This window comes from Streptomyces sp. NBC_01549 (assembly GCF_026339955.1).
In the GTDB taxonomy this organism is placed as follows: Bacteria; Actinomycetota; Actinomycetes; order Streptomycetales; family Streptomycetaceae; genus Streptomyces.
The window spans coordinates 5,801,406-5,828,344 of sequence record NZ_JAPEPW010000001.1; the positions used below are offsets into that span (position 1 = coordinate 5,801,406).

Genomic DNA, 26,939 nt, shown 5'->3' on the forward strand with positions numbered 1-26,939 from the left:
AGTTACCGTCGAAGTACACGCCGGGTACGCGCCTGTTGCGGTACTTGCCCGATGCGCCCACTTCGGACCCTGGGGGGCCGTGATGGTCGAGGAGCTGGTGGCGGCGGGAGTCTCCGTCGCATCCGTGGGGATCGTCTATGTGATGGCCGGGGCCCGTGTCGTCAAACAGTACGAACGGGGTGTGGTGTTGCGCCTCGGCCGACTGCGCTCGGATGTGCGCGGGCCGGGGTTCACCATGGTCGTGCCCTTCGTCGACAAGCTGCGTAAGGTCAACATGCAGATCGTGACGATGCCGGTGCCCGCGCAGGAGGGCATCACGCGCGACAACGTCACGGTGCGGGTCGACGCGGTCGTCTACTTCAAGGTGGTCGACGCGGCGGACGCGGTCATCCAGGTCGAGGACTACCAGTTCGCGGTCTCGCAGATGGCGCAGACCTCACTGCGCTCGATCATCGGCAAGAGCGACCTGGACGATCTGCTCTCCAACCGGGAGAAGCTCAACCAGGGCCTGGAGTTGATGATCGACAGTCCGGCCATGGGCTGGGGTGTGCAGATCGACCGGGTCGAGATCAAGGACGTGTCACTGCCGGAGACGATGAAGCGGTCGATGGCCCGGCAGGCCGAGGCCGACCGTGAGCGGCGCGCGCGGGTCATCAACGCGGACGCCGAGCTCCAGGCGTCGAAGAAGCTGGCGGAGGCCGCCGGGGTGATGTCCGAACAGCCCGCCGCGCTCCAACTGCGCCTGCTGCAGACCGTGGTGGCGGTCGCCGCCGAGAAGAACTCCACCCTCGTACTGCCCTTCCCGGTGGAACTGCTGCGGTTCCTGGAACGGGCACAGCAGCCTGCCGCGCCGGCGCCCGAGCAGCAGGTGCGGGCATCGGAAGGCGTTGAGCAATCGGTGCAGGAGCAACTGTCCTCCCTCGCGCCCTCGTTGGGATCGGACCCCGAAGGGTCGAAAACCAGACAGGACTAGACCTCACGGGCTGCGCATACGTCACTCGCGCTCGGTGTTTGCACTGCGAACGCACAGGGTGCGATCACACAGGGTCAAGGTGCCGGGGGCGTACGCCCGTTGCTGTACGCGCGTCCTGAAGTCGACCTTGTGAGCTCCCTGTGGGTCTCGGAATAGTGGGCGCCGGTACGCCTTTCGATTCCGTACACCTTCCGGCCCCGGAGGTCCCCACAACCTCCCGGGCCGCCCCCCACAGGAGGACGCGAAGTGAAGCACCGACGTATATCCGGGCGGCGCGCAGCCGTGGCAGGCGGGAGTGTCGTCGCCCTGGTCGCCGCGGGAGTCACCTTCCAGACTGCGAACGCGAGCGAGACGCGGAAGAGCGCGGCGCCCCGGGAGCTGTCGATCGCGGCGGCCGGAAAGCTCGCCTCGACGCTCGGCGAGGACCTGGGGTCCGACGCGGCGGGAACGTATTACGACGCGAAGGCCGGACACCTCGTCGTCAACGTGCTCGACCGAGCCGCGGCGCGCGTCGTCGAGGCGGCCGGCGCCCAGGCCAGAATCGTCGAGAACTCCCTCGCCGAGCTGACGAGCGCCCGTACCACCCTCAAGAAGGACGCGACCATCCCCGGCACGTCCTGGGCGACCGACCCGGGTACCAACAAGGTCGTCGTCACCGCGGACCGCACGGTCGGGGGCGCGGCCCTTGTCCGGCTGACCAAGATCGTCGACGGCCTCGGGGCCAAGGCCGAACTCCAGGACACGAAGGGGGAGTTCAAGCCCTTCATCGCGGGCGGCGACGCGATCACCGGCTCCGGCGGGCGCTGCTCGCTCGGCTTCAACGTGGTCAAGGGCGGGCAGCCGTACTTCATCACCGCCGGACACTGCACCCGGGCGATCTCCACCTGGTCGGACTCCAGCGGCAAGGAGATCGGCACGAACGAGCGGTCCAGCTTCCCCGGCAACGACTTCGGTCTGGTCAAGTACACCTCGACGGTCGACCACCCGAGCGAGGTCGATCTCTACAACGGCTCCGCGCAGCCCATCACCCAGGCGGGTGCGGCGACCGTCGGGCAGTCGGTGACGCGCAGCGGTTCGACGACCCAGGTGCACAGCGGCAAGGTCACCGGCCTGGACGCCACCGTGAACTACGGCAACGGCGACATCGTCGACGGACTCATCCAGACCGACGTCTGCGCCGAGCCCGGTGACAGCGGCGGCTCGCTCTTCTCGGGCTCCACGGCCATCGGCCTCACCTCGGGCGGCAGCGGCGACTGCGCCTCGGGCGGCGAGACCTTCTTCCAGCCGGTCACCGAGGCGCTGTCGACCTTCGGCGCCCAGATCGGCTGACGCGATCCGTCCTGCCTGCTCAGGGCCGGGCCGCCCGGTGTTTGCGCAGGTGGGACGGGCTCGAATGGATGTCGCACACTTGTTCGGAAATTGGTCTATGGTGGGGGTGAGGTCATTGGGAACGAATGTTCGAGAGTCTGGTGAGAGGGCCCTCGGACACGAACGGATACGGACGGGTACGGGAGGTGCGTGTGCCGGGGTTCACGCATCTGCACACCGCCTCCGGGTTCTCCCTGCGGTACGGGGCCTCGCACCCGGAGCGGCTGGCCGAGCGTGCCTCGGAGCGGGGCATGGACGCCCTCGCGCTCACCGACCGGGACAGCCTCGCGGGCGCGGTCCGGTTCGCCAAGGCCTGCGCGAAGGCGGGTGTCCGTCCGCTGTTCGGGGTGGAGCTCGCGGTCGAGGGTCCCGTGCGGGTGGCGGGGACTTCCGCCCGAGCGGCCGGGGGTCCGGTACGGGCGGCCGGTGAGCCGGTACGAGGGACCGGGGAGCCCGTACGGGCGGAGCGGCGCCGCGCCCCGGTCCGTGGCGGTGCCTTCATCGACGAGTCGACTCCCCGGGTGACCTTCCTCGCCCGGGACGGCGCGGCCGGCTGGGCCGACCTCTGCGGAATCGTCACGGCGGCGCATGCGGGCGGCGGTCCCGACAGCGGTCCGGGGCAGCAGCCCCTGCTGCCCCGGACGGACAACCACGCCGAAGGGCTGACCGTACTGCTCGGCCCCGCCTCCGATGTCGGCCGCGCACTCGCCGCGGGGCGCCCCGACCGCGCCGCGAAGCTGCTCGCGCCCTGGCGGGAGATCTATGGCGACGCCCTGCGTCTCGAAGTCATCTGGCACGGCCGCGAGGGCACCGGCCCGGGGTCCCTGCGGCTCGCCGCCCGCACCGTCGGGTTCGCCGCCGAACAGCGGGTGCGCCCGGTGCTCAGCAACGCCGTCCGGTACGCCGACCCGGGCCTCGGCCCGGTCGCCGACGTCCTGGACGCCGCCCGCCGCCTTGTCCCCGTCGACCCCCGGCGCGAGCTGGACTCCGGCGAGGCCTGGCTCAAGGGTGAGGCCGCCATGCTGGGCGCCGCCGAGCGGATCGTCGAGGCCGCGGGCTACCGCCGTGACACCGCGTACCGCCTGCTCGAACAGACCCAGGCCACCGCCGCCGAGTGCCTCGTCGACCCCGAGGACGACCTCGGCATCGGCACCGTCCACTTCCCCGAGCCGCACCTCGTCGGCGCGGGCCGGCGCACCGCCCAGCGCGTCCTGGCCTCCCGGGCGGCGGCGGGCATGGTGCTGCGCGGATACGACAGCAAGCGGGCCTACTGGGAACGGATGCACCGCGAGCTGGACATCATCGCCCACCACGACTTCGCCTCCTACTTCCTGACGGTCGCCCAGGTCGTGGACGACGTACGGGAGATGGGCATCCGGGTCGCCGCGCGCGGCTCCGGCGCGGGGTCCCTCGTCAACCACCTCCTCGGTATCGCGCACGCCGACCCGGTCGAGCACGGGCTGCTGATGGAACGCTTCCTGTCCAAGCGCCGCTCGGTGCTGCCCGACATCGACATCGACGTGGAGTCCGCGCGCCGACTGGAGGTCTACCGCGCGATCATCGACCGGTTCGGCACCGAGCGGGTCGCGACCGTCTCGATGCCCGAGACCTACCGGGTCCGGCACGCCGTCCGCGATGTGGGTGCCGCCCTCTCCATGGACCCGGCCGACATCGACCGGATCGCCAAGTCCTTCCCGCACATCCGCGCCCGCGACGCCCGCGCGGCGATGGACGAGCTGCCCGAACTGCGGGAGCTGGCGCGGGAGGTTCAGCGGAAGGGGGAGAAGTACGGACGGCTGTGGGAGCTGGTCGAGTCCCTCGACGCCCTCCCGCGCGGCATCGCCATGCACCCGTGCGGGGTACTCCTCTCCGACGCCTCGCTGCTCGCGCGTACGCCGGTCGTGCCGACCAGCGGCGAGGGCTTCCCCATGTCGCAGTTCGACAAGGAGGACGTCGAGGACCTCGGGCTGCTCAAGCTCGATGTGCTGGGCGTGCGGATGCAGTCCGCGATGGCGCACGCGGTGGCCGAGGTGGAGCGGGCCACGGGGGACCGGCCGGACATCGACGCGGTGGCGCCGGGCGACCCGGCGACGTATCGGCTCATCCGGTCCGCCGAGACGCTGGGCTGTTTCCAGATCGAGTCGCCCGGACAGCGCGACCTGGTCGGACGGCTGGAGCCCGCGACCTTCCACGACCTCGTCGTCGACATCTCGCTCTTCCGGCCCGGGCCGGTCGCCGCCGACATGGTGCGGCCGTTCATCGAGGCGCGGCACGGGCGGGCGCCGATCCGCTATCCGCACCCGGACCTGGAGGGGCCGCTGAAGGAGACGTACGGCGTCGTGGTCTTCCACGAGCAGATCATCGACATCGTCGACATCATGACCGGCTGCGGACGCGACGAGGCGGACCGGGTGCGGCGCGGGCTGTCCGACCCTGAGGAGCAGGGGCGGATCCGGTTCTGGTTCGCACAGAACGCGGCGGCCAAGGGGTACGACGCCGAGACCATCGCGCGGACCTGGGAGATCGTCGAGGCCTTCGGGTCGTACGGCTTCTGCAAGGCGCACGCGGTCGCCTTCGCCGTCCCGACGTACCAGTCGGCGTGGCTGAAGGCCCATCACCCGGCCGCTTTCTACGCCGGGTTGCTCACACACGACCCCGGGATGTATCCGAAGCGGCTGCTGCTGGCGGACGCGCGGCGGCGGGGGGTGCCGATCCTGCCGTTGGACGTGAACCGGTCGGCGGTCGCCCACCGTATCGAACTGGTGTCTGAATCTGTTGGTTCCGGCGGCCTTTGGGGCGTCCGGCTCGCCCTCTGTGACGTGCACGGCATCAGCGAGGCCGAGGCGGCGCGGATCGCGGACGGACAGCCGTACGCCTCCCTGCTCGACTTCTGGGAGCGGGCCCGGCCGAGCAGGCCGCTCGCACAGCGGCTCGCGCAGGTCGGCGCACTGGACGCGTTCGGCGCCAACCGACGTGATCTGCAACTGCACCTGACCGAGCTGCACCGGGGTTCCCGAGGCGCGCGCGGCGGTCAACTCCCCCTGTCCGGCGGGCGGAAGACCGCCTCCGCCGGGCTGCCCGACCTCTCCTCGGCGGAGCGGCTCAGCGCCGAACTGGGTGTGTTGTCGATGGACGCCTCGCGCAATCTGATGGACGACCACCGGGAGTTCCTGGAGGAGCTGGGCGTGGTGACGGCACGGCGGCTGCGGGAGGCGCGGCACGGTGAGACGGTCCTGGTCGCGGGCGCCAAGGCGGCCACCCAGACCCCGCCGATCCGCTCCGGCAAACGCGTCATCTTCACCACCCTGGACGACGGCACCGGCCTGGTCGACCTCGCCTTCTTCGACGACTCGCACGACGCCTGCGCCCACACCGTCTTCCACTCCTGGCTGCTGCTGGTGCGCGGAGTGGTGCAGCGCCGTGGCCCGCGCAGCCTCAGCGTGGTGGGCGCGGCGGCCTGGAACCTCGCCGAACTGGTCGAGCTGCGCGCCGAGGGAGGCCTCGACGTGGTGGCGGCACGGCTGGCGGAGCCCGCACCGGAGCCCCCGCCTGAGGGGGCGGGCGCGCGGGAGAGTCGGAAGATCCGGATGTCCACGGGGTACGAGATGCACCCCTGGGCCGATCTGCGTCCCGCGGGCGAAGGGCCCACGGGAGGAAAGAAGTTGTGGCACCAGAGTCCGGGGAGTGCGGGATGACCATCCTCTGCGTACGTTTCCAGCTGCCTCCGATGTACGAGGCCGCCCTGCCGGGGCTCCTCGGGCTGTTGGAGGAGTTCACCCCCGTCATCGAGGCGCTGCCGCCCGACGGCGCGCTGGTCGATCTGCGGGGCGCCGAACGGTACTTCGGGCGGACCACCGTGGAGTTCGCCTCGCTGATCCGGGTAAGGGCACTTGCCCGGTACGGGGTGGACTGCGTGATCGGTGCCGGACCCGGGCCGATGCTCGCGCGGATGGCGCTGCGGGAGGCCATGCCCGGAGTGACCCGGGTGGTGCCCGGGGAACCGGACGCCGTCGCGGAGTTCCTCGCCGAGCGGCCCGTCGCCGCGCTGCCCGGGGTCGGCTGCGCCACCGCCCGCACCCTGTGCGAGTACGGCCTCGACACCGTCGGCAAGGTCGCCGCCGCGCCCCTGTCCACGCTCCAGCGCCTGACCAGTGCCCGGACCGGCCGCGAACTGCACGAGAGGGCGTCCGGCATCGACCGCGGCCGGGTCGTACCGAACGCCACCTCGCGCTCTCTCGCCACCGAACGTCCCTTCCCCCGAGACGAGTTGGACCCGTCCCTGCATCGTCGCGCGCTGCTCTCCGCCACCGAGGAACTGGGCACCCGGCTGCGCGCCCTGGAGAAGGTCTGCCGCACCCTGACCCTCACCGTCCGCTACGCCGACCGCTCCTCGACCACCCGCAGCCGCACCCTCAAGGAACCGACCGCCCACTCCTCCGCGCTCACCGGCGTTGCGTACGGCCTGTACGAGGCTCTTGGCCTCCAGCGCGCCCGGGTCCGCACGATCGTCCTGCGCGCCGAGGGCCTGACCCCCGCCGGACAGGCCTCCCACCAGCTCACCTTCGACCCCGTGGACGAGAAGGTCCGCCGCATCGAGGAGGTCGCGGACCGCGCGCGAGCGAAGTTCGGGCCGCGTGCGGTGATGCCGGGGACGCTGGCCGCGTAGATCCGGTACGGGGGATCAGTTCGCCCACGGGGGAGTGAGGACCGAGCCGTCGGCCAGTTCCGCCTGGAGGCCGATGGACGTGGTGACCCAGGCGGTGGCGGTCTCCTGGGTCGGGTTCTCGATGCCCAGGGTTGCGCCGGGGTTGATGATCACCGTGTCGCCCGCGGTGATCCGCTCGGTGCGGCCGTCGAGGGTGATCAGCAGTTCGCCGGTGAGGAGGTGGAAGATCTCCTCACGGTTGACGGTGTGCAGGGGCCCCTTGGCTCCCGCGGGGATCTCGCCGCGCCAGGCGCAGAGTTCCTTGCTGCCGCTCAGGGGAGTGGCGTATGCGACGAAACGGGCGCCGTGGATCTCGTGGACGACGGCTTCGGACGAGCGGACGACGGGCATGGGTGCCTCCAGGGCTAATGGTCAAGCCACTTGACTATGTGACTCTATGGTCAAATTGCCTGACCAGTTAGTCAAGGGTGTTTCAATGCACGCGTGCACAACTCCGAGGCCATGGCCCTGTCCGCCGCTCTGCTCGCCGTCGCCGGTGAGCTGACGCAACGCATTCACGAGGGCGTCGTCGCCCGGGGGTTCGAGGGGATACGGCCCGCGCACGGCTTCGCGTTCGCGCGGCTCGCCCCGGACGGTGCGACGGTCACCGACCTCGCAGCGCACCTCGGGGTCACCAAGCAGGCCGCGAGTCAGCTTGTCGACGAGTTGGTGCGTAAGGGGTACGTGGAGCGGCGGCCGCATCCCGACGACGCGCGCGCTCGGCTGATCGTGCTGACCGAACTCGGCTGGGCCTGTACGCGCGCGGCGGAGGAGGCGGCCGCCGAGGCGGTGCGGGCCTGGGGTGAGGTACTCGGGGAGAGTGAAATGCGCGCGTTGCGCGACCGTTTGCTGCGCATCGCGCCCTACGGTCCCATCAGGCCCTCCTGGTGACGGCGCATCGGCCGTGACCACCGCTCTGACCACCACTGGAAGTTTTTACTGACGCGTAACTTCACACGTGGGCTACTCGCCCGTAACTTGACGAGTGAACAGCATCCTGGTGATCCGGATCACAGGGCGTACGTCGTCGCAACTCCCTTGAGCCGCAAGGAGATCACCCGATGCTGCCCTGGAAGCGCCTGCTCAGACCCCTCACCGCACTCCTGCTGACCGCCGTGGTCGCCGTGGTCCCCGCCGCCACCGCCCACGCCGCCGCACCGAGCAGTGGCTGGAACGACTACTCCTGCAAGCCCTCCGCCGCCCATCCCCGCCCCGTCGTCCTCGTCCACGGCACCTTCGCCAACTCCACCGACAACTGGCTGGCCTTCGCGCCCTACCTGGTGGACCGCGGGTACTGCGTCTTCTCCCTCGACTACGGGCAACTGCCCGGCGTCCCCCTCTTCAACGCCCTCGGCCCCATCGACAAGTCGGCCGAACAGCTTCAGGTATTCGTCGACAAGGTGCTCGCCGCGACCGGCGCGGCCAAGGCCGACCTCGTCGGCCACTCGCAGGGCGGCCTGATGCCCCGCTACTACCTCAAGTTCCTCGGCGGCGCCGCCAAGGTGAACACCTTCGTCGGCATCGCGCCCGACAACCACGGCACCACCCTCGACGGCCTCACCAACCTGCTGCCCTACTTCCCGGGCGCCGAGGACCTGCTGTCCATGGCCACACCCGCGCTCGCCGACCAGATCGTCGGCTCCGCCTTCCTGACCAAGCTCAACGCGGGCGGCGACACCGTCGCGGGCGTGCACTACACGGTGATCGCCACCAAGTACGACGAGGTGGTCACGCCGTACCGCTCACAGTTCCTCACTGGATCCGACGTCCACAACGTGCTGCTGCAGGACCTGTGCCCGGTCGACCTCTCCGAGCACGCGGCGATCGGCCTCATCGACCGGATCGCCTTCCACGAGGCGGCCAACGCCCTCGACCCGGCACACGCCACCCCCACGAACTGCGCCTCCGTGTTCAGCTGACCGGCCCCGGCCGGGGCCTGTCCGACCTGAGCCGCCGGACAGGCCCCGGAGCACGACAGGACCTAGCGGCCGTGCCGGCCGCCGGTCGTGTCGCGACGGCGGACCGAGGCGAACAGTGCCGCCGATCCCAGCGCCAGCGCGCTCGCTCCGCCGATCACGAGGTACGGAGCGGAGGGGTCGCCGCCGGTCTCGGCGAGGTGCTGCTCCGAGACGCCCGCGACCTCCGGCTCGCCCGCGGAGCCGCCGGGAGCGGCGTCGGAGGGGTTCGTGTCGGCCGCCGGAGTGGCTGTGCCGTCGTAGTGGTCATGTCGAACCGTCGACTTGTCGGTACCGTCGGCTATCTGCTGCTCGGAGGGTGCGGAAGCGGTGGGTGCCGGGGCGGTCGGCGGGGGAGTGGTGCCGGTTCCGGCACTGCCCGTACCGCCGCTGCCCTTGCTGCCGCCGCCGGAACCGGCGTTGCCCGAACTCCCGCCGAAGGTGACGTCCGAGCAGGAGTAGAACGCCTCCGGACTGTCCGAGCGCTGCCAGATCGCGTAGAGCAGCTGCCTGCCCGAGCGCTGCGGCAGGGTGCCGGAGAAGGTGTAGTAGCCGTTCGTCGCGACCGGGTCGGTCTTCGTGGCGACCGGGTGCGCCAGGTCCAGGTCGGCCCAGGCCAGCGGCTTGGACGGGTCGTAACCCGCCTTGGTGATGTAGACGTTGAACGTGCCCTTGTGCGGGGCCGTCACCCGGTACTTGAAGGTGTACGCGCCGCCGCTCACGCTCGTCGTCGGCCACTCGGCGCGGGCCAGGTCCAGGCCCTTGAACTCGTCGTTGCCCGCGCTGCACAGCTTCCCGTCGGGTATGAGCCGCTGGTGTCTGCCGATCCGGATGCCGTTCCAGTCGTACAGCGCCTGGGTGCCGCCGGCCGCGACGGCCGCCTTGCAGGCGCCGGTTTTCGGGCTCTCGGGATTCTCCGCGTAGCACTGGAAGACCCTGCTGACCGGGTCGCCCATCGTCCCGTGCGCGGCGGCGGGCGCCGCGGCGAGGGCGGTCAGGGCGACCGGGGCGACACCGACGGCGACAGCGACGGCGGTGGCCTTGCGGCGAGCGGGCATGGGGGGAACTCCTCGAAACGGTCCTTCGGGCGGGCGGCGGACCCGTGGTGGTGATCAGCAAGCTAGCCCGAAGAAGCCGCGAAATCGCCTGTCGGAGGCGGGTGCGGGAGATCCTTATGGTCGGCTTAAGGGAGCGCTGAGCCTGCGCTCAGGTAGGTACCGTTCGGGGCATGACAGACGCCCGGAACGAACCGGAGATCCGCCCGGCCACCGCCGCCGACCTGACCGCCGTGAAGGCGGTGACCGACGCCGCCTACCACCACTACATCGAGCGCATCGGAGTGGTGCCGGCGCCCATGGAGGCGGACCACGCAGCGAACGTGGCCGAGGGGCGGGTATTCGTCACGGGGGAACCGGTGACGGGCCTCGTGGTGATCGAGGCGCGCGAGGACCATCTCTTCCTCGACAGTGTCGCCGTCCACCCCGACGCCCATGGCAAGGGCGTCGGGCGACGGCTGCTGGCGTTCGTGGACGCACACGCGCGTGCGCTCGGACTGTCCGAGGTCAGGCTCTACACGAACGCGATGATGTGGGAGAACCAGAAGATCTACCCGAAGTACGGGTACGAGGTCGTCGAGCGCCGCGTGGACGGCCGGTACGACCGGATCCACTACCGCAAGCGGCTCGACTGACGGTTTCCGTGCCGGGGCGTTTCTCTGTGCCGGGGCGCGCGGCCCGGGCCTCTCATCCGTCCGGCCACCACGTGCGGTGGATGTCCTTTCGGACCTCCGGACGCTCGGCCGGACGCTCGTCGGCCTCGTCCCGCACTCGACGGGACTGCGACTTCCTCAGGGGCTTCTGCACGGTCACACGGCGCATGGCTGCCTCCTTGTGCCTACCGGGCTCCGCGGTTGTACGGAGGTAGACCCTTTCCGGGAGAGTTGCTCATCGGTCGGGATCTGTCTGTGGCGGCTGTCACGATTCGACTGTCAGTGGTGGGTGTCACTCTGGGGCACATGGCGAGTTACAGCGACATGAATCCAGGTCAGAGCGGTGTCGAACCATGTCAGGACGAGGTGAGATCGGGGCCCGGCGTGACGCGGTGTTCCTCCTCGGTGACGCGACGGCACCACCCGTCGGTGAGCAGCGGTTCGACGTCGTGCTCGTCCGGCACGTCCTGTGGGCCCTGCCCGACCCCGAGCGCGTCCTGCGGCACTGGCACGGGCTGCTGCGTCCCGGAGGGCGGCTCGTCCTGGTCGAGAGCGTGTGGGGAACGCTGAGCCCGGTGGGCATACCCGCGGACCGGCTGGCCGCCCTGCTGGAACCCCTGACCTCGGACCTCCGGGTGGAGCGGCTGTCCGACGACGCGCGGCTGTGGGGGCGCGAGGTGGCGGACGAGAGGTACGCGGTGGTGGCCCACGTCTGACCGTCGGGGACCTGGCAGTCGCCCGACGGGCGGCTGCCAGGTTCTAGTCGAGCAGTGCCTCGAAGTCGCCCCCGCGGGCCAGGAGTTCGAGTGTGTCGAGGGCGTCGCGCGCGGCGGTCGCGGCCCGCGGGTCGGTGGTCGCGAGGCCGCTCGCGGCGAACTCGTCCTCGTCCAGGCGCAGTACGTCCGTGCCGTCGGCGGAGCGCCACAGGTCCAGGTCGAGGTCCTCGACGACCAGTTCGCCGCCGGAGAGGGTGGCCGGGCGGGTGATGTCGCAGTACCAGCCCTTCCGTACGTCCTCGGCGTCCCGGACCTCCTTGACCGCGTACCAGCGGTCCCGCCAGTAGTACTCGGTGAAGACATCGCCCGGCTCGAACCGTACGAAGCCGAAGTCGCGGACACCCTCGCCCGCCCACGGCGCGCGCACGGTGACGCGGGTGCCGTCGTCGGAGAGCAGCTCGGCCGGGTAACGGATCTTCGTACGACCGGACTTGACGAGGACGACCTCCACCGTGTCCGGGGTGTCAGCCGAGTTCGCGGACATAGGTCACCTCCGTCGCGCAGACCTCGTAGCCGAACCACTTGTTGATCGCCAGCATCGGCCCGTTGCCGGCGTCGTTGCCGGTGAAGGCCTCTGTGAGACCGGCGGCCCGGGCGCGGTGCAGGGAGTCGTTCTTGGCGAGCTTGGCGAGACCGCGGCCGCGGTGGGCGCGGGCGGTGCCGGTCATGACGGTGCCGTAGCGGGTGGCGCCGTCGGTGCGGGCCGCGCTGAACGCGGCGGGGCGGCCGTCGACCACCGCGACCGAGGTCAGGTCATGGCTGAGGAGGGGATGGTTCCAGGTCTCCTCCAGCCAGGCCTCGTAGTCCGTGAACTCGCGGTCGACGTCGCTCGGTTCGTCCAGCAAGGTCTCCGCGTCCAGTTCGAACAACGGGCGCGGGTCGTCCGCGAAGTCCGCGGCCGTGCGCAGCTCGACGCCCTTGGGCGGTGCTTCGAGCGGCGGCAGGGTGCCGTTCGCCAGGTCGAGGCGGAGGAAGTGCGCGGAGCGGCTCGCGCGGTAGCCGTGCTTCTCCGCGAAGGCCCGGTTCGCGGGCCGGTCCAGCACCCAGGCGTGGATCTTCGTCGCGCCCAGTGCGGCCAGTCGCTCCTCGGCGGTGCTCACGAGCAGTGATCCCGCGCCCCGACCCAGCCGCTGGGGGTGCACATAGACGTGAAGGTAGCCGTTGCCCGGGTCGGGGCTGTCGTACACCAGGCCGACCTGCGCCGTGCCGATGAGCTCGCCGTCCTCCTCGGCCAGCAACGGCCGGTAGTGGGCGTCGGGGTGGGCGTGCGCCACGTCGTACGCGACGGACTCGCCGGTCTGGATCATGAACGGCAGGGCCAGGTGACGGATATGGGCGAAGCCCTCGGTGTCTGCCGGGACCTCGCCGAGCAGTTCGCGAACGATCACAGTCATGGGGACGGACGCTACGCGCGAGGTGTGTGCGAGTGCCTCTCATTTTCCGTCCGGTACGGGACAATCGCTCCGTGACGCTGAAGATCCACATCGATGAGGGGGCCGCGCCCTACGAACAGGTGCGTGCCCAGATCTCCGAGCAGGCGCGGTCCGGCGCGCTGCCGGTCGGCTACAAGCTGCCCACCGTGCGGGGGCTGGCCGAGGAGCTCGGCCTCGCCGCCAACACGGTCGCCAAGGCCTACCGGGCGCTGGAGTCGGACGGGGTGATCGAGACGCGCGGACGCAACGGGACGTTCGTCGCCGCCGCGGGCTCGGCGGCGGAGCGTGAAGCGGCGTCGGCCGCACAGGCGTACGCCGAGCGCGTGCACCGCCTCGGCCTCTCCGAGTCCGCCGCGCTGGACGCCGTACGCGATGCCCTGCGGGCGGCTTACGGGAGCTAGGCCCTGTCGTCACATTCCCGTCTGCCCCGCGACGCCATGCACCTGAAGGGCGTGGGAGGTGCCCCCACTCGCCGCACCGGGCACAGACCCCAGTACATCCAGTACGAGGGTCCGTGCCCGGCACGCCGAGAGCACGCACCTGACGCCGCAGGGCCCGCCCTTCGGGCGGACGACGGGAATGTGACGACAGGGCCCAGCCCTTCTCTGTTTCCGGGTGCTTCAGAGGTGGTCCGGTGTCCGGGTCACCGTCAGGCCCGCCGCCGTCGCCGCCCGGGCGAAGACCACCGCGTCCCGGACGGCCGCCGCGTACGGATCGTTGTTGAAGTACGCGTACACCTCGTGGTCGTCGGACCAGGCGTCCGTGACGCGCCGTACCCAGGTCGTCAGGGACTGGCGGCCGTAGCGCGGCCACGGCAGGGCGCGGCCCTCGTGGAAGCGGAGGTAGCCCCAGTCGGCGGTCCGCCACAGGGGCGTCACGGGGCGGGCCTGTACATCGGCCCAGCAGAGGGCGGCGCCCCGCGACTCCAGTACCTTGCGCACCTCCGGTGTCCACCAGGAGTCGTGGCGCGGTTCGACCGCGACCCGGACGTCGGCGGGGAAGCGGCCGAGGCACTCGTCGAGAAGGGCGGGGTCGGCGTGCAGCGTGGGCGGGAGCTGGAGCAGGACCGGGCCCAGGCGGTCGCCGAGCCCGGCGGCGTGGCTCAGCAGCCGGTCGACCGGCTCCGCCGGGTCGCGCAGCCGTTTGATGTGCGTCAGATAGCGGCTCGCCTTGAGGGCGACGACGAAGTCCGGCGGAGTGCGCTCCCGCCAGCTCTCGAAGGTCTCGCGCGTCGGCAGCCGGTAGAAGGCGTTGTTGATCTCGACCGTGGCGAACCGTGCCGCGTACTCCTCCAGCCAGAGCCGCATGGGCACCCCGTCCGGGTACAGGACGCCGCGCCAGTCCTTGTACTGCCACCCCGACGTGCCCACGAACAGGGTCATACGACCATCAAAGCACCGCACGGAGTGCCGGGCAGCTACAGATAGAGCCCCGCGTCCGCGCCCTCCCGCTGGTCCGGCACCGACGTCGGCGTCGTGCCCCGGCGCAGCGCGTACAGCTCGGCCAGGGTCGCGCCCTCGCGGCCGACGCCCTCCTCCGTGCCCAGCCAGCTCACCGCCTCCGGGCGGGTCAGAGCGCCGACCTCGATCCGGGCGAGGCAGCGGCCGGGACGGACCACGGCGGGGTGGAGGCGCTCCAGATCCTCGTTGGTCGTGACGCCCACGAGCACGTTGCGGCCCTGGCCGAGGAGCCCGTCGGTGAGGTTGAGCAGCCGCGAGAGCGCCTGGCCCGCGGTGTGCTTGGCCTCGCCGCGGATCAGCTCGTCGCAGTCCTCCAGCAGGAGCAGCCGCCAGCGGCCCTTGCCCGGGCCGTCCTCCTCGCCGATCGCGATGTCCATCAGATACCCGACGTCGGAGAAGAGTCGCTCCGGGTCCAGGACGCAGTCCACCTGGCACCAGTCGCGCCAGGAGCGGGCCAGGGTGCGCAGGGCCGAGGTCTTGCCCGTGCCGGGCGGGCCGTGCAGGAGCAACAGCCGGCCCGCGATGTCCTCGGGTGTCGTCTTCATCAGCCGGTCCATGGCGTCCGCCACCGGCGCCGTGTAGTTCGGCCGTACCTCCTCCCACGTACCCGCGGAGATCTGCCGCGTGGTGCGGTGCGGGCCCCGGCGCGGAGAGACGTACCAGAACCCCATCGTCACGTTCTCCGGCTGGGGTTCGGGCTCGTCCGCCGCGCCGTCCGTGGCCTGGTCGAGGATCTTCTCGGCCAGTTCGACGCTGGTCGCGGTGACCGTGACATCGGCGCCGCGGTTCCAGCGGGACACGAGCAGGGTCCAGCCGTCGCCCTCGGCGAGCGTGGCGCTGCGGTCGTCGTCGCGGGCCGAGCGCAGCACGCGGGCGCCCGGCGGGAGGAGCGTCGCCCCGGACCGTACGCGGTCGATGTTCGCCGCGTGCGAGTGCGGCTGCTCGCCCGTCGCGAAGCGGCCGAGGAACAGCGCGTCGACGACGTCCGACGGCGAGTCGCTGTCGTCGACGTTGAGCCGGATCGGCAGTGCGTCGTGTGGGTTGGCAGACATGCCGCCATGATCCGTCACGCGGGCGCCCCGTGCACCCGGTTTCCGCGGTGCGTCCTGTGTGTCGCCTGTGTCTGCCCGTATCCCCTCCGTCCTGTTACACGGCTGTGGTCTTACAAGACCTGTCCCGCGGTCGATCCCCGCCGTTACTGTTGCCCTTGATGGGACGTCATGGGTGGAATTCGGGGGCACGGCGGTGGCGGCTCACCGCGCTGCTCGGCGTGGGAGTGGCCGCTCTGGCCCTGGTGGTGACCTTGCTCAACACCCTGTCCGGGGGCGGTGCGAGCACCGCGGGCACCACCCGCGACGGGGACAAGGTGCACGGCACCCCCGTCACCCCGCCCGAAACGCCGCAACCGGAGGTGGGCTGGGGCTTCACCCACACCCAGTACAGCGCCGACCAGGGCAGTGACACGGCCACCCAGCGCGTCGAGGGTCTGCTGGAGAAACAGTCGCTGCCACAGATCCAGCACATCATGGGGTGGGGGGCGGGCAACCCCGAACCCTCCAAGGGGCGCTACGACTTCTCGGAGATGGACCGCCGTATCGACTTCATGCGGAAGTCCGGCGGGACCCCGGTCGTCACCCTGTGCTGCTCCCCGGACTGGATGAAGGGTGGCAAGGCCGGCGCGGACAACACGGACTGGAGCCAGGCCGCCCTGGAGACCGCCCCGGACCGCGCCCACTACGCGGACTTCGCCGCGCTTGCCGCGACCGTCGCCAAGCGCTATCCGGACGTCCGTCACTTCATCGTCTGGAACGAGTTCAAGGGCTTCTGGAACGACAGCAAGGCACGCTGGGACTACGAGGGCTACACCGAGCTCTACAACCTCGTCTACAAGGCGCTCAAGAAGGTCGACAAGGACATCCTGGTCGGCGGGCCCTACCTCGTCATGGACAGCGTCGACCCGCGCCAGACGGAGAACGCGTCGACGACCCTGAAGGGCACCTGGGGCACCATGGACCAGCGGGTCCTCGACGCCTTCGACTACTGGAACAAGAACAAGGTGGGCGCCGACTTCGTCGTCGTCGACGGCTCCAGCTACACCAACGACGACGACCTGCTCCCGAACGAGTTCGCGGCCACCGACAAGTTCACCGCCGTCAGCCGGTGGGTGCGCGAGCAGACCCACGGCCTGCCGCTGTGGTGGGCCGAGTACTACGTCGAGCCCGCCGACGGCAACGACGAGCGCACGGGCTGGTCCGAGGCCCACCGCGTCGCCGTCCAGGCCGCCGGCCTGATCGGCCTGGCCCGCGGCGGCGCCACCTCCGGCTTCTACTGGAACCCGGAGAAGGAGAAGGGCACCGACTGCGCGGGCTGCTTGTGGACGCCGACCGACAGCGCCGGCGGCGGCGCGGCCCTGCCCATGCTCGACCTCGTCTCCCGCTTCAGCCGGGCGTTCGCACCCGGCACCACGTACGCCACGGTGTCCGTGGCCCCCGACGACGTGCCAGGCGTCCGCGTCCTCGCCACCGACAAGGCCGTCCTCGTCGTCAACACCCTCAACCGGTCCATCAACGCGCAGGTGGACGGCAAGCGGTTCGACATGAAGGCCTTCGAAGTGAAGTGGCTCACCCGCTGAACCCGTGATCCCGGGTCCGGGTGAGCCACTGCCTGGCTGGACCTCGTCCTACTTCATGGTCAGGAACCGCTGCACGAGCGAGGCCAGCAGCACCGCCAGCAGCGGCAGCGAGAACCAGAAGCTGCTCTGCAGCCACCGCAACTGCCGCACACTCGGCCGCACCGCGACCCGTACGACCTCCCGCGCTGTCAGCATGATGATGAGCGCCACGGCCGCCAGCGCGCCGACCACCGACCACGGAGTCCAGGTGATCTGGGGTCCGATCGGCCCCGGATCGGGCTCGGGCACCTTGCCCGCGGGCTGCTTGCGCAGCGCGTACATCGTCACGTCGTCGTTGACGAGGACCTTCTTCAGGTCCTGCCGGTCGTCGAGGTTGCGGATGAGCCGCGACTCCCAGGTCGCCGAATAGCCCACGTCCATCTGGAGGTAGACCACCTGACTGCGGTTGATCATGAGGTACGAGTTCGGGCCGGCGTCCTCGAGCGACTTGACCAGCCCGGACACCAGCACCGGGTCACTCGGCGCCAGCGTCGGCACGTACTGCACCTTCTCCATGTCCCGGGTGCCCCACGGCATCGCGGGCGTCACGTTGTTGACCGTGTCGTTGCTCAGCCACAGCAGCCGTACGGTCGGCTTGTCGTGCGCGTACACGTAGTTCATGGCCGTGACCTCGCCCGGCCGGATCCGCTCGAAGGACTCGTTGCCCCAGCGGGCCACCAGGAAGCCGCCCATGAGGAGCAGCCCCGCCATGAGTGCGGCGAGCGGGGCGAGGCTCACCCGGTCCTTCTCACGCTCCTTCGCGGTGACGCCGGTGCGCGGGAAGAGGGCGAGCCCGGCCAGCAGCGCCGCGCCCGGCAGGGCGAACATGAAGACCCGCAGGGCCATCTCGCCGCCGTACGACTGCATGCCGAAGCCCAGGAACGGGACGAAGGTCAGGACGATCAGTGACCGCTCGCGGTACATGTGGTCGCGCCGTCGCCACCAGCCCCAGCAGGCGAAGGCCATCACACCGCCGGCGAGCAGCACGCGCGCGTAGAGGACGAGTTTGTGGGTCGAACTGCCGCCCTGGATACGGCCGGAGACGGAGGTCGACACATTGCTGCCGACGCCGCCGACCCCGCCGAACAGGTCGTTGAAGTGGCCCGACCAGTAGGGCTCGGCCATGAAGCCGATCCAGACGGAGACCAGGACGGCGAACAGGATCGGCAGCCCGCGCAGCTCGGACCGGCCCACGAGGACGAGGACCGCGAGCACTCCGAGCATCACGAACGGGGTGAGCTGGTGCGCCGGGACGCTCGCCGCGAACAGGCCGATCAGCACCATGAGGAGCACGGCCTGCTGGCGCCGGTCGGTCGGCTCGACCTCCGCCTCGCCGGGGCGCGCCTTCGTCCACAGGACGCGCGGCGCCCGGAACCACACCAGCAGGATCGCCACGAAGGCGAGGTAGAGGAGATAGGTGAAGCCCTGCGGGGAGAAGTAGTCCTGACCGACCCAGCCGCTCAGCACGAAGATCCAGATGCCGGTCCACTTGGCGCGCCAGCTCGCCCGCATGGAACGCACGAGCAGGAACATCGGGGCCAGGTAGAGCAGCTGTATGGTCAGCGGCCACCAGCGGATCACCTCGGTGAGGTCGCTGACACCGCAGGCCTTGGCGACGAACGCGGCCCCAGCGAAGAAGCCCGGCCAACTCCAGCGGGCGTCCAGGTCGGGTACGGCGGATCCGGTGCGGTCGATGTAGTCGATGAAGCCTAGGTGCTGCCAGGCGGTGGCGAACCGTGGCTCCGTCTCGATGACCGCGGGGAGCGCGTGCAGGGAGACCACGGTGGCGAGCAGGGTGATGAACAGCAGGCCCTTGTGCTCGCGGTTCATCCAGAGCAGCGAGGCGAAGACCGTGATGAGAAGGGCCGCGCCCACGAGGGTGGGCAGCGGGAGGACCGAGATGAGGCCGAGGCCGCCCATCTTGTCGAGGGAGGCGTCGTTGAGGCTCAGTGCCGGCACCCAGTAGAGGAGCAGTGCGGAGATCAGCAGGAAGCCGAGGAGCACGCCGGGTTTGGAAGGGTGCCGCAGGCGGTCGCGCAGAGGTGGTGGGGGTGGGGGTGTGTCGTCTGCCGGCTGCGGGTCGGTGGTGGCTGGTCGCGCCCACGCGGCGGAGCCGCTTGATGTCCCGCCCCGCACCCCTGTCGGGGCACTGTCCGAACCGTCTGTCTCGAAGGGAGCGTCGACTTCCGGGGCTTCCGCCGGGCCCAGGGAAGCCTCCGAGCCCGGTTCCCGCGCCTCCACCGGCAGACCCACTGAGGGCAGTTGCGGCTTCAGCGCCCAGGTCGGGCGGTGGTCCGTGCGTACCTTGGGCGTGCCCGTGGGCGGGGTGCCGGGTCCCGGGCGGACGTCCGGGCGGCGTTCCTGGTGGTCGAAGTCGACGTGCACGCCGAGGGCGAGGGTGTCGGAGTCGAGCGCCCAGGCGGGCCCCCGCTTCGCCTCGCGCGGCTTGGCCACGGGCACGTCGCGCGCGCCCAGGTCGGCGAGGTCCCCGTCCGGCGCCGCGCCCGCCGGGAGTTCGGCGGGCGGCGCGGTCCGTACGATCTTGAACAGCTTGGGCGCGGCGATCGACACGATCACCGCGAGGCTGGAGATCTCCGCGACGCCCGCCCCGGTCAGCCCCATCCGGGGCAGCAGGGTCACCGTCAGGCCGAGGACCAGGACGCACAGCAGGCCCTGCAGATAGGCGAGTCCGGAGGTGCGGCTCTGGGCGCGCAGCACCGCGAAGTACGTCTCCATGACGACCCGCAGCAGCGCGCCGACCGCGAACCAGCGCAGCAGCGGGGTCGCCGCGTGCGCGTAGCCGTCGCCGAAGACGTGCAGGATGAACGGCGCCCCGACGAACAGCAGCCCGCACACCGGCAGCATGATCCGCGCCATGCGCTTGAGCGCGGCCCGGGTGTTCGCGGCGAGCCGCGCCGGGTCGTGCGAGCCCTCGACGGTCAGCGAGGCGCCCATGTTGATGGCGAGCAGGTTGACCGTGCCGCCTATCGTCGTGGTGATGTAGAAGTACGCGTTGTCGGAGGAGCTGACCTGCGAGGCGACGATCACCGGGACGAGATAGACCACGGCGAGCGAGAAGAGCGAGCCGGTGTAGTCGCCGGCCAGGAAGCGTCCGACCTCCTTGAGCGTGGGCGGGTTCGCGCGCTCCTCGGTCGCCTTGATGTGCCGGGGGACCAGCCGCCGGAAGACCAGCAGGCCGAGCGGTACCACCGACAGGGCGATCGCGGCGACCCAGGAGACGAAGACGCCCGTCGTCGGGATCGCGGCGGCGAGCCCGACCAGCAGTGCCAGCTTCACCGCGGAGAACACGGTGTTGCCCACCGGCACCCACAGCGCGCTGCGCAGTCCGGTCAGCACGCCGTCCTGCAGGGTCAGCAGAGACCAGGCGACGACCGCCAGGACGAAGCCGAGGCCGTTGAGCGGGCCGTGCAGGAAGCGGTACGAGGGGCCCCACATGTTCAGTGTCAGCAGGAAGACGCAGCCGGCCACCGCCACGACCACCGAACTGCCCGCGTACGTACGGAAGATGAGGCGTCCGGTGGCGCGGCCCGCGACGGGGATGAAGCGGGCCAGGGCGCCGGTCAGGGTCACCGCGGTCAGGCCCGCGAGGAGCTTCATCGCGGCGATCGCGGCGGAGCCCTGGCCGACCGCGGAGGCGGAGTAGTAGCGGGCGGCGACCAGCCAGTACCCGAGTCCGAGCACCGCGGAGATCCCGGTGTTGAGCATCAGGGCGTAGGCGTTGCGGAAGAGTTGGTTGCCTCCGCCGCTGCCGTCCTTGCGGCCCCGGCCGGGCAGGCGGAGGCGGCGCCCGGGCCGCTGCTCGGGCGCCTCGGCGGTGGGCGATGAAGCCTGGGCTGTGGTCGTCGTGTCAGACACGGGAACGGATGGCCTTCCGCCGGACCTGTCGTGCTCTTCGGACCATGGCGTACCCCTTGGTGAGGGCGCGGTCCCGGGCGAAATTGCGGGCGATCGCGCGGCCCTCGACCAGCCGCTCGAACTCCTCGATACCGGTGCCGCGGCGCACGGTGACGCGTTGCAGGGCGTACGGGCCCTGGCGGCGGCGCGCCAGGCCGTTGCCGACGGCGAGCGACTGGGCGAAGCCCGTCCCCCGCACCACGTGGCGCACCCGGCGGCTGGAGTAGCCGTACGGGTACGCGAACGAGGCCGGGCGGGTGCCCAGCTCGTCGGCGATGATCTCCTTGCAGCGCAGCACCTCGAACCGGAGCGCGTCGTCGGTGAGTTGGTCCAGCTGCGGGTGTGTGTGGCTGTGCCCGCCGATCTCGACCTGCCCGGCGGCGAGTTCGCGCACCTGATCCCAGCTCAGCATGGCGTCGAGGCCGCCTCCGGTGTCGTACGCGCCCTTGATCCATCCCGTCGAGACGAACAGCGTCGACGCGAAGCCGTGTTTGGCCAGCACGGGCAGCCCGTGCCGGTGCACGCCTTCGTATCCGTCGTCGAAGGTGATCAGCACGGGGCGCCGCGGCAGCGGTCCGCCGGAGCGCCAACGCGCCGCCAGCGCCGCCGTGTCGACCGGGGTGAACCCCCGGTCGCCCAGCAGCGCCATCTGCTCGGCGAACGCCTCGGGCCCGACGGACAGTTCACGCGTCGCGTCATTGGGCGCGGCGGCGATGGAGTGGTACATGAGGATGGGTACGGGAGTGTCGTTCATGGGGCCGCCACACCTCCCGCGACCCGCGGGGGTCCTCCTGTGCTCATGCCGCCGCCCCCTCGCGTCCCGGACCGCTCCCGGCCCCGTTCTCGATCTCGGCCACGGTGAACGTGGCGCCGCCCCGGCGGGCCCGGACGCTGCCGAGTACGTACCCCCCGGCCGCCGTCAGAACCCCGGCCACGATGGCGCCCGCGCGCCCCGCGCCGCCCGGGCGGGCGAGCAGGGCGTCACGCAGTCCGCGGGCCACCCCGGCGGGCAGGACGCGGGTCGCGTAGCGGCGTTCCGACTCGAGGCCCTTGTCGGCGCCGACGCTTCGGGCGACCAGGGCCTTGGAAAGGCCCTCGGCATAGGCGCGGGTGCGGAAGTACGCGAAGTGCTCGCGCGGCTGCGGCACCCGGTGGTGGATGACCGCGCGGTCGTCGATCAGCAGGATCGCGTCCGGGCGGGCGCGGGTGAGGCGGATGCACAGCTCCGTCTCCTCGCAGCCCAGCGGACGCTTGTCGCCGTCGCGGCCGATGCCGGTCGCGAAGCCGCCCGCCGCGTCGAACGCCGTACGACGGAAAGAAGCGTTTCCGCCCAGGACGTTGCGGACCTGGACCCGGCCCGGCGGCAGCCCCTTGTACGTGCAGCCCACCACCCAGTCGAACTCCTCGGGGAACCAGGCGGGCCGGCGGCCCGACGCCCAGATCGGCATCGTACGGCCGCCGACGGCCATGACCCGTGGGTCGGCGTACCCCGAGGCGAAGTGGCGCAGCCAGTCGCGCTCGGCCACGGCGTCGTCGTCGAGGAACGCGATGATCTCGCCGCGCGCGACGGCGATCCCGGTGTTGCGGCCCGCGGACAGGCCGCGCGGGCCCGCGTTGGCGAGCACCCGTACCGCGTCGGCCTCCTTGTACTCCCTGCTCAGCCGGTCGAGCAGCGTGGCGTTGTGGTCCACGACGAGGAGCGTCTCCAGGGCGGGCAGCGACTGCGCCCGCACCGAGGAGACCGCCGCGAGGATGTCCTCCCAGCGGTCCTCGGTGTAGACGCAGATCACCACAGAGATGTCGGGACCGCTCAAGACACCTCTCCCTGACCCGAGTCGAGCTGGGCGGCGTGCGGCCTGCGGCGCAGCGCGCGCCGGTTGGAACGCTCACCCATGATCACCTTGAGCACCCGGAACCCGTCCCGCACGGCCCGCAGATTGCTCGTGCCGTGGATGCGGAGGTACTCGTGACTGGGAATCTCCTGCACTTTCAGTCCGGCCTTGACCACCCGGATGTTCATCAGGGTCTCGACCTCGAAACCGGTGCAGTCGAGTTCGATCTCGTCCAGGCAATGCCGCCAGAACGCGTTGTAGCCGTAGCAGAGGTCGGTGTAGCGGGCGCCGAACTTGGCGTTGACGGCCGCGCACAGCACTCTGTTGCCCAGCTTGCGTATCGGCGTCATGTCGGAGGTGCCGCCGCCGTTGGCGAACCGCGAGCCCTTGGCGAAGTCCGCCCCGGACACCAGTGCGGACACATACGACACGATCTCGTTCCCGTCGGCCGAGCCGTCCGCGTCGACCATCACGATGATGTCGCCGGTGCACGCCTCGAATCCGGTGATCAGGGCGTCGCCCTTGCCCTTTCCCTGCTGCTCGACGACTTTGACGTCGGGCCACAGTTCCCGGGCCACCTCGACGGTGTTGTCAGTGGAATTGCCGTCGACAAGAACCACTTCATGTATCCAGTCGGGAAGGGTCTTGAAGACGTACGGGAGATTCTCCGCCTCATTCATGGCGGGAATCACGACACTCACCGGTGGCGCTATGGCCAGGTGAGAGGAGATCGGCCGGTATTTGCCGGGCATTAAAAGATCTTCGCCCGATATGGCTGGGCGCAGGACTGAACTCATGAGTCTGGTCCCTCTCGTCCGGTGGACCGCCCGCCCCTGGGCGGTCCGGCTTTTAGTCCGGTTCGAAAGGGGGGTTCTCACTTACGGCATGACGAAATGGATCTCCGTGCATGCCGGGTGAGCTGGCAAAGCTGGCCGATTCCGAAGGCGGAAGTCCGAGGACGGAAGCCCGAAGACGGAATTCCGGATACGGAAACCGGTCGCGCGGCACGACTCGGCACAAGTGTGGTCACCGAGCACGGCACCCCCCTACCGCGCCCCGCGCCGGGCCCTCTTCGCGATCTTGAGCCCTCCCCTAGATCGCATGTGCGTGATGGTCCGATGCGGGTGAGATGTATGACGGTATTGACGATTGCGTCCATATGGCAAGGCCTGGAACGACGTCTCACGTTTTTGTTGGTTTGGCCGTTACCTAACGACTCGAACGGATTTTCCCCATCCGCTTGCGTAGTTGCCGTACCACCACCAGTAGGAGAACAAGCGTGCTGATCGCCGTCACGGCCATGATTCCGCCACGGACCGACCACCGGTGCACCGCCAGCATGCCCTGGGCGACGAGGAGGTCGACGGCGATCGCTCCCGCGACGGACACCACCGTGCGGGCGAGGGGATCCAGCCCGCGCAGCGCGGCCGCGATGGCGGCTCCTGGTGCGGCGAGCAGGAAGAAGAGTGTGAACGGGCCGCGCAGGGACGCGTCCACGTCGGCGAGCGCGAGCACCGCGCCGACCCCCGCGACGGCCACCGCCACGCCCGCGAACAGTGGGACCAGGTCCCTCCCCGGATCCTGTCCCGACCGCTTGTCACTGTCTGATGAAGGTGACTTGATGCCTCTGGTCTGCATTGGCGACTTTGCCCCCCGAAGCGCCGGATGCCGGGCTTCAATGTCGCGCAGCGGGCTGGGGGTCGTCAAGATGCGGTGGGCGCTCATGGATGCTTCTTGGTCGACTTCAAACATCCGGCGCGAGTGTTGATGGAGTGTTCCCCGGAGGCGCCGGCTGCCTCCGGGGAACCGCGGTACGGGTCAGGCGAGTTGGGGTGTCACGGGACGATCTTCCTGGGGTGTCACGGGACGATCTTCAGCAGCCGGTTCGGGGAGCCGGTGCCCGGGCTGGTGACCTTGCCCGTCGTGGCGCCGTTCACCAGTGCGGTGGCGACCTGCGCCGGGGTCGCGGAGGTGTGGCCCGCGAGGTAGACGGCGGCCGCGCCCGCGACGTGCGGGGTGGCCATCGACGTACCGGAGATGGTGTTCGTGGCGGTGTCGCTGGTGTTCCAGCCCGCCGTGATGGAGGAGCCGGGGGCGAAGAGGTCCAGGACGGAGCCGTAGTTGGAGTAACTGGCCTTGGCGTCCGTGCTGGTGGTGGCGCCGACGGTGATCGCCGCGCCGACCCGGGCGGGGGAGTAGGAGGAGGCGCTGTTGTTGCCCGCCGCGACCGCGTAGGTCACGCCGCTCGCGATGGAGCTCGCCACGGCGGTGTCCAGTGAGGTGGAGGCGGAGCCGCCGAGCGACATGTTGGCGACCGACGGGGTGGTGTGGTTCGCGGTCACCCAGTCGATGCCGGCGATGACGCCCGCCGTGGTGCCCGAGCCGCTGTTGTCGAGCACCCGCACGGCCACGATGTTCGCCTTCTTGGCGACACCGTAGGTGGTGCCCGCGATGGTGGTGGCCACATGGGTGCCGTGACCGTTGCCGTCCGAGGCGGTGGTGTCGCCGTCCACGGCGTCATAGCCGTAGGAGGCCCGGCCGCTGATCTGCGAGTGCGTGATGCGGACGCCGGTGTCGATGACGTACGCCGTCACACCGCTGCCCGCCATGTCCGGGTAGGTGTACGTGCCGGACAGCGGCAGCGCCGCCTGGTCGATGCGGTCCACTCCCCAGGGAGCGCTGGACTGCGTGGTGTCGGTCAGGTGCACCGTCTGGTTCTGCTCGACGGAGGCCACCGCCGGCCTGCGGCGAGTCTCTTGGCCTCGGTGGCGCTGGCGTGGCGGTCGAGGGCGGCGCCGAACGTCTTCTGCGCGGCGCCGCCGACTCGGGACCAGGCCGTTGCTCTCGGTGGAGACGGCCTTCGCGTCACGCTCTTCTTGAGCGTGACGATTTGACGCCCTCGTCCGCCCGGAGGTGGACGATTCCGGTCCGCACCGCTGCGCGGTACCACCGAGGGTTCCTGCTTCACAGGCCCTTGCCGCGCCCCGAGGGGAGCGGTCTTACATGAGCCTCCACAGGCGTCACTTTCCGCCCGTCCGGCGGTAGATCCGACAACCCCGTCGTCGGACAAGCCGAGATTAGCAGCGGTACTACGTCCATCCCGGTCGTTACCCCTGATCTCCACGCTGAGGGATGGCGCCCCGGGCGGAGGTTCGATATTGCGATGGGTTCGGCGGCTGGGTGTGTCCCTGACGCCCGTCTCTGATCGAACTTGCGGTGAGCTCGTGGGACACGTCCCAATAGAGGTTGAAAAGTCTTGGCATGGACACTTCCTGTCAACACGCGTAGCTGCTACGACAGTTGTGGCAGAGATCCTGCTAAAGGGAGGTTCCATGAGACGTTCCCGAATGACGGCATACGTGACCTCACTCCTCCTCGCCGTCGGCGTCGCCCTCACCGGGGCCGCGACGGCGCAGGCGTCCGGAACCGCCGCGGCCACCGGGTATGTGGCCCTCGGCGACTCCTATTCGTCCGGTGTCGGCGCGGGCAGCTACATCAGCGCCAGCGGTGACTGCTTGCGCAGCACGAAGGCGTACCCCTATCTCTGGGCCGCCGCCCATTCACCCTCGTCGTTCGACTTCACGGCCTGTTCGGGCGCCCGTACGGGTGATGTCCTGGCGAACCAGCTGGGCCCGCTCAGCTCCTCCACCGGCCTCGTCTCCATCAGCATCGGCGGCAACGACGCGGGCTTCGCGGACGTCATGACGACGTGTGTGCTCCAGTCCGACAGCGGCTGCCTGTCCCGCATCGCCACCGCCAAGGCTTACGTCGACTCCACGCTCCCCGCCCAACTCGACTCCGTCTACTCCGCGATCAGCGCGAAGGCACCCGCCGCCCATGTGGTCGTCCTCGGCTACCCCAGGTTCTACAAGCTGGGCGCGACCTGCCTCGGCCTCTCCGACACCAAGCGCGCCGCGATCAACGGCGCCGCCGACTACCTGGACAGCGCCCTCGCCAAGCGCGCCGCCGACCACGGCTTCACCTTCGGCGACGTCAGGACCACCTTCACCGGGCACGAACTCTGTTCAGGCAGCGCCTGGTTGCACAGTCTGAACCTGCTGAACATCACCGAGTCGTACCACCCGACCGCGGCCGGCCACTCCGGCGGCTATCTGCCGGTCTTCACCTCGGGCGCCTGACCAT

At 70.4% G+C, this 26,939-nt stretch carries 22 protein-coding genes and 2 pseudogenes; 11 read left to right on the top strand and 13 right to left on the bottom strand.

Features of this window, described 5'->3' with window-relative positions; genetic code table 11:
* The first annotated feature begins 82 nt into the window (after positions 1-82).
* From OG819_RS25835 to OG819_RS25850, 4 genes are all read left to right on the top strand, one after another.
* Positions 83-973 (top strand): slipin family protein, encoded by an 891-nt coding sequence (locus OG819_RS25835; protein WP_266652847.1) that lies wholly within the window; start codon positions 83-85, stop codon positions 971-973.
* A gap of 246 nt (positions 974-1,219) precedes the next feature.
* On the top strand, positions 1,220-2,302 hold the full coding sequence (locus OG819_RS25840) for a S1 family peptidase (RefSeq protein ID WP_266651270.1): 1,083 nt from the start codon (positions 1,220-1,222) through the stop codon (positions 2,300-2,302).
* Positions 2,303-2,493: 191 nt separating this feature from the next.
* Entirely contained in the window at positions 2,494-6,036 is a 3,543-nt protein-coding gene (locus OG819_RS25845; protein ID WP_266651271.1) for a DNA polymerase III subunit alpha, read from the top strand.
* Positions 6,033-7,007 carry a hypothetical protein gene (locus tag OG819_RS25850; protein ID WP_266651272.1) on the top strand — a complete coding sequence of 325 codons (975 nt, stop codon included), beginning with the start codon at positions 6,033-6,035 and terminating at the stop codon, positions 7,005-7,007. The genes OG819_RS25845 and OG819_RS25850 overlap by 4 nt, the downstream gene beginning before the upstream one ends.
* Before the next feature lie 15 nt (positions 7,008-7,022).
* Here the strand turns inward: OG819_RS25850 and OG819_RS25855 are convergent, their stop codons facing one another.
* Positions 7,023-7,397, bottom strand: coding sequence for a cupin domain-containing protein (locus OG819_RS25855; RefSeq protein WP_266623544.1), 375 nt, complete (start codon positions 7,395-7,397; stop codon positions 7,023-7,025).
* Positions 7,398-7,490: 93 nt separating this feature from the next.
* Here OG819_RS25855 and OG819_RS25860 point away from each other — a divergent pair, with 93 nt between their 5' ends.
* Positions 7,491-7,937 carry a MarR family winged helix-turn-helix transcriptional regulator gene (locus tag OG819_RS25860; RefSeq protein ID WP_266415718.1) on the top strand — a complete coding sequence of 149 codons (447 nt, stop codon included), beginning with the start codon at positions 7,491-7,493 and terminating at the stop codon, positions 7,935-7,937.
* A gap of 170 nt (positions 7,938-8,107) precedes the next feature.
* Entirely contained in the window at positions 8,108-8,965 is an 858-nt protein-coding gene (locus OG819_RS25865; protein ID WP_266415720.1) for a triacylglycerol lipase, read from the top strand.
* Positions 8,966-9,027: 62 nt separating this feature from the next.
* Here the strand turns inward: OG819_RS25865 and OG819_RS25870 are convergent, their stop codons facing one another.
* Positions 9,028-10,059, bottom strand: a complete 1,032-nt coding sequence (locus OG819_RS25870) for a lytic polysaccharide monooxygenase (protein ID WP_266651273.1) — start codon at positions 10,057-10,059, stop codon at positions 9,028-9,030.
* Between the two features lie 170 nt (positions 10,060-10,229).
* On the opposite strand from OG819_RS25870, the gene OG819_RS25875 reads away from it, so the two are divergent.
* A complete protein-coding gene (locus tag OG819_RS25875) occupies positions 10,230-10,691 on the top strand; it encodes a GNAT family N-acetyltransferase (protein ID WP_266581477.1) in 462 nt (153 codons plus the stop codon).
* Between the two features lie 52 nt (positions 10,692-10,743).
* Here OG819_RS25875 and OG819_RS25880 read toward each other — a convergent pair whose 3' ends face one another.
* Positions 10,744-10,878 (bottom strand): hypothetical protein, encoded by a 135-nt coding sequence (locus OG819_RS25880; RefSeq protein ID WP_266415725.1) that lies wholly within the window; start codon positions 10,876-10,878, stop codon positions 10,744-10,746.
* 94 nt (positions 10,879-10,972) lie between these two features.
* On the opposite strand from OG819_RS25880, the pseudogene OG819_RS25885 reads away from it, so the two are divergent.
* Positions 10,973-11,425 (top strand): annotated as a pseudogene (locus tag OG819_RS25885) (class I SAM-dependent methyltransferase); the annotation flags it as partial.
* Between the two features lie 43 nt (positions 11,426-11,468).
* On the opposite strand, the gene OG819_RS25890 reads toward OG819_RS25885, so the two are convergent.
* Positions 11,469-11,969 carry a DUF402 domain-containing protein gene (locus OG819_RS25890; protein WP_266623539.1) on the bottom strand — a complete coding sequence of 167 codons (501 nt, stop codon included), beginning with the start codon at positions 11,967-11,969 and terminating at the stop codon, positions 11,469-11,471.
* Positions 11,950-12,879 (bottom strand): GNAT family N-acetyltransferase, encoded by a 930-nt coding sequence (locus tag OG819_RS25895; RefSeq protein WP_266623538.1) that lies wholly within the window; start codon positions 12,877-12,879, stop codon positions 11,950-11,952. The genes OG819_RS25890 and OG819_RS25895 overlap by 20 nt, the downstream gene beginning before the upstream one ends.
* Positions 12,880-12,950: 71 nt before the next feature.
* On the opposite strand from OG819_RS25895, the gene OG819_RS25900 reads away from it, so the two are divergent.
* On the top strand, positions 12,951-13,319 hold the full coding sequence (locus OG819_RS25900; protein WP_054231064.1) for a GntR family transcriptional regulator: 369 nt from the start codon (positions 12,951-12,953) through the stop codon (positions 13,317-13,319).
* Between the two features lie 219 nt (positions 13,320-13,538).
* Here OG819_RS25900 and OG819_RS25905 read toward each other — a convergent pair whose 3' ends face one another.
* Complete coding sequence (locus OG819_RS25905) at positions 13,539-14,300, bottom strand: DUF72 domain-containing protein (protein ID WP_266651274.1); 762 nt, start codon at positions 14,298-14,300, stop codon at positions 13,539-13,541.
* Between the two features lie 35 nt (positions 14,301-14,335).
* Complete coding sequence (locus OG819_RS25910; RefSeq protein WP_266415735.1) at positions 14,336-15,430, bottom strand: DUF5925 domain-containing protein; 1,095 nt, start codon at positions 15,428-15,430, stop codon at positions 14,336-14,338.
* A gap of 158 nt (positions 15,431-15,588) precedes the next feature.
* Here OG819_RS25910 and OG819_RS25915 point away from each other — a divergent pair, with 158 nt between their 5' ends.
* The gene (locus OG819_RS25915) at positions 15,589-17,010 is read left to right on the top strand and encodes a xylan 1,4-beta-xylosidase (protein WP_266651275.1); all 1,422 of its coding nucleotides are present in this window, start codon (positions 15,589-15,591) and stop codon (positions 17,008-17,010) included.
* 48 nt (positions 17,011-17,058) lie between these two features.
* Here the strand turns inward: OG819_RS25915 and OG819_RS25920 are convergent, their stop codons facing one another.
* The 6 genes and pseudogenes from OG819_RS25920 to OG819_RS25945 form a co-directional block, all read right to left on the bottom strand.
* A complete protein-coding gene (locus OG819_RS25920) occupies positions 17,059-20,925 on the bottom strand; it encodes a lipopolysaccharide biosynthesis protein (RefSeq protein WP_266651276.1) in 3,867 nt (1,288 codons plus the stop codon).
* Positions 20,918-21,718 (bottom strand): polysaccharide deacetylase family protein, encoded by an 801-nt coding sequence (locus OG819_RS25925; protein WP_266651277.1) that lies wholly within the window; start codon positions 21,716-21,718, stop codon positions 20,918-20,920. Before OG819_RS25925 ends, OG819_RS25920 begins: the two co-directional genes overlap by 8 nt.
* A 43-nt stretch (positions 21,719-21,761) precedes the next feature.
* Positions 21,762-22,778 (bottom strand): glycosyltransferase family 2 protein, encoded by a 1,017-nt coding sequence (locus OG819_RS25930; RefSeq protein WP_266415744.1) that lies wholly within the window; start codon positions 22,776-22,778, stop codon positions 21,762-21,764.
* Positions 22,775-23,593, bottom strand: coding sequence for a glycosyltransferase family 2 protein (locus OG819_RS25935; RefSeq protein ID WP_266623525.1), 819 nt, complete (start codon positions 23,591-23,593; stop codon positions 22,775-22,777). Before OG819_RS25935 ends, OG819_RS25930 begins: the two co-directional genes overlap by 4 nt.
* A 412-nt stretch (positions 23,594-24,005) precedes the next feature.
* On the bottom strand, positions 24,006-24,341 hold the full coding sequence (locus OG819_RS25940; protein ID WP_323139362.1) for a hypothetical protein: 336 nt from the start codon (positions 24,339-24,341) through the stop codon (positions 24,006-24,008).
* A gap of 314 nt (positions 24,342-24,655) precedes the next feature.
* Positions 24,656-25,617, bottom strand: a pseudogene (locus OG819_RS25945) (S8 family peptidase); the annotation flags it as partial.
* 511 nt (positions 25,618-26,128) lie between these two features.
* Here OG819_RS25945 and OG819_RS25950 point away from each other — a divergent pair.
* Complete coding sequence (locus OG819_RS25950) at positions 26,129-26,935, top strand: SGNH/GDSL hydrolase family protein (RefSeq protein WP_266651279.1); 807 nt, start codon at positions 26,129-26,131, stop codon at positions 26,933-26,935.
* The last annotated feature ends 4 nt before the right edge of the window (positions 26,936-26,939 follow it).

Excerpts from the sequence above, each read along its gene's own strand:
- OG819_RS25835 (WP_266652847.1), top strand. The coding sequence starts at position 83 with ATGGTCGAGGAGCTGGTGGCGGCGGGAGTCTCCGTCGCATCCGTGGGG.
- OG819_RS25850 (WP_266651272.1), top strand. The coding sequence starts at position 6,033 with ATGACCATCCTCTGCGTACGTTTCCAGCTGCCTCCGATGTACGAGGCC.
- OG819_RS25855 (WP_266623544.1), bottom strand. The coding sequence starts at position 7,397 with ATGCCCGTCGTCCGCTCGTCCGAAGCCGTCGTCCACGAGATCCACGGC.
- OG819_RS25865 (WP_266415720.1), top strand. The coding sequence starts at position 8,108 with ATGCTGCCCTGGAAGCGCCTGCTCAGACCCCTCACCGCACTCCTGCTG.
- OG819_RS25870 (WP_266651273.1), bottom strand. The coding sequence starts at position 10,059 with ATGCCCGCTCGCCGCAAGGCCACCGCCGTCGCTGTCGCCGTCGGTGTC.
- OG819_RS25875 (WP_266581477.1), top strand. The coding sequence starts at position 10,230 with ATGACAGACGCCCGGAACGAACCGGAGATCCGCCCGGCCACCGCCGCC.
- OG819_RS25880 (WP_266415725.1), bottom strand. The coding sequence starts at position 10,878 with ATGCGCCGTGTGACCGTGCAGAAGCCCCTGAGGAAGTCGCAGTCCCGT.
- OG819_RS25890 (WP_266623539.1), bottom strand. The coding sequence starts at position 11,969 with ATGTCCGCGAACTCGGCTGACACCCCGGACACGGTGGAGGTCGTCCTC.
- OG819_RS25895 (WP_266623538.1), bottom strand. The coding sequence starts at position 12,879 with ATGACTGTGATCGTTCGCGAACTGCTCGGCGAGGTCCCGGCAGACACC.
- OG819_RS25905 (WP_266651274.1), bottom strand. The coding sequence starts at position 14,300 with ATGACCCTGTTCGTGGGCACGTCGGGGTGGCAGTACAAGGACTGGCGC.
- OG819_RS25910 (WP_266415735.1), bottom strand. The coding sequence starts at position 15,430 with ATGTCTGCCAACCCACACGACGCACTGCCGATCCGGCTCAACGTCGAC.
- OG819_RS25915 (WP_266651275.1), top strand. The coding sequence starts at position 15,589 with ATGGGACGTCATGGGTGGAATTCGGGGGCACGGCGGTGGCGGCTCACC.
- OG819_RS25925 (WP_266651277.1), bottom strand. The coding sequence starts at position 21,718 with ATGAACGACACTCCCGTACCCATCCTCATGTACCACTCCATCGCCGCC.
- OG819_RS25935 (WP_266623525.1), bottom strand. The coding sequence starts at position 23,593 with ATGAGTTCAGTCCTGCGCCCAGCCATATCGGGCGAAGATCTTTTAATG.
- OG819_RS25950 (WP_266651279.1), top strand. The coding sequence starts at position 26,129 with ATGAGACGTTCCCGAATGACGGCATACGTGACCTCACTCCTCCTCGCC.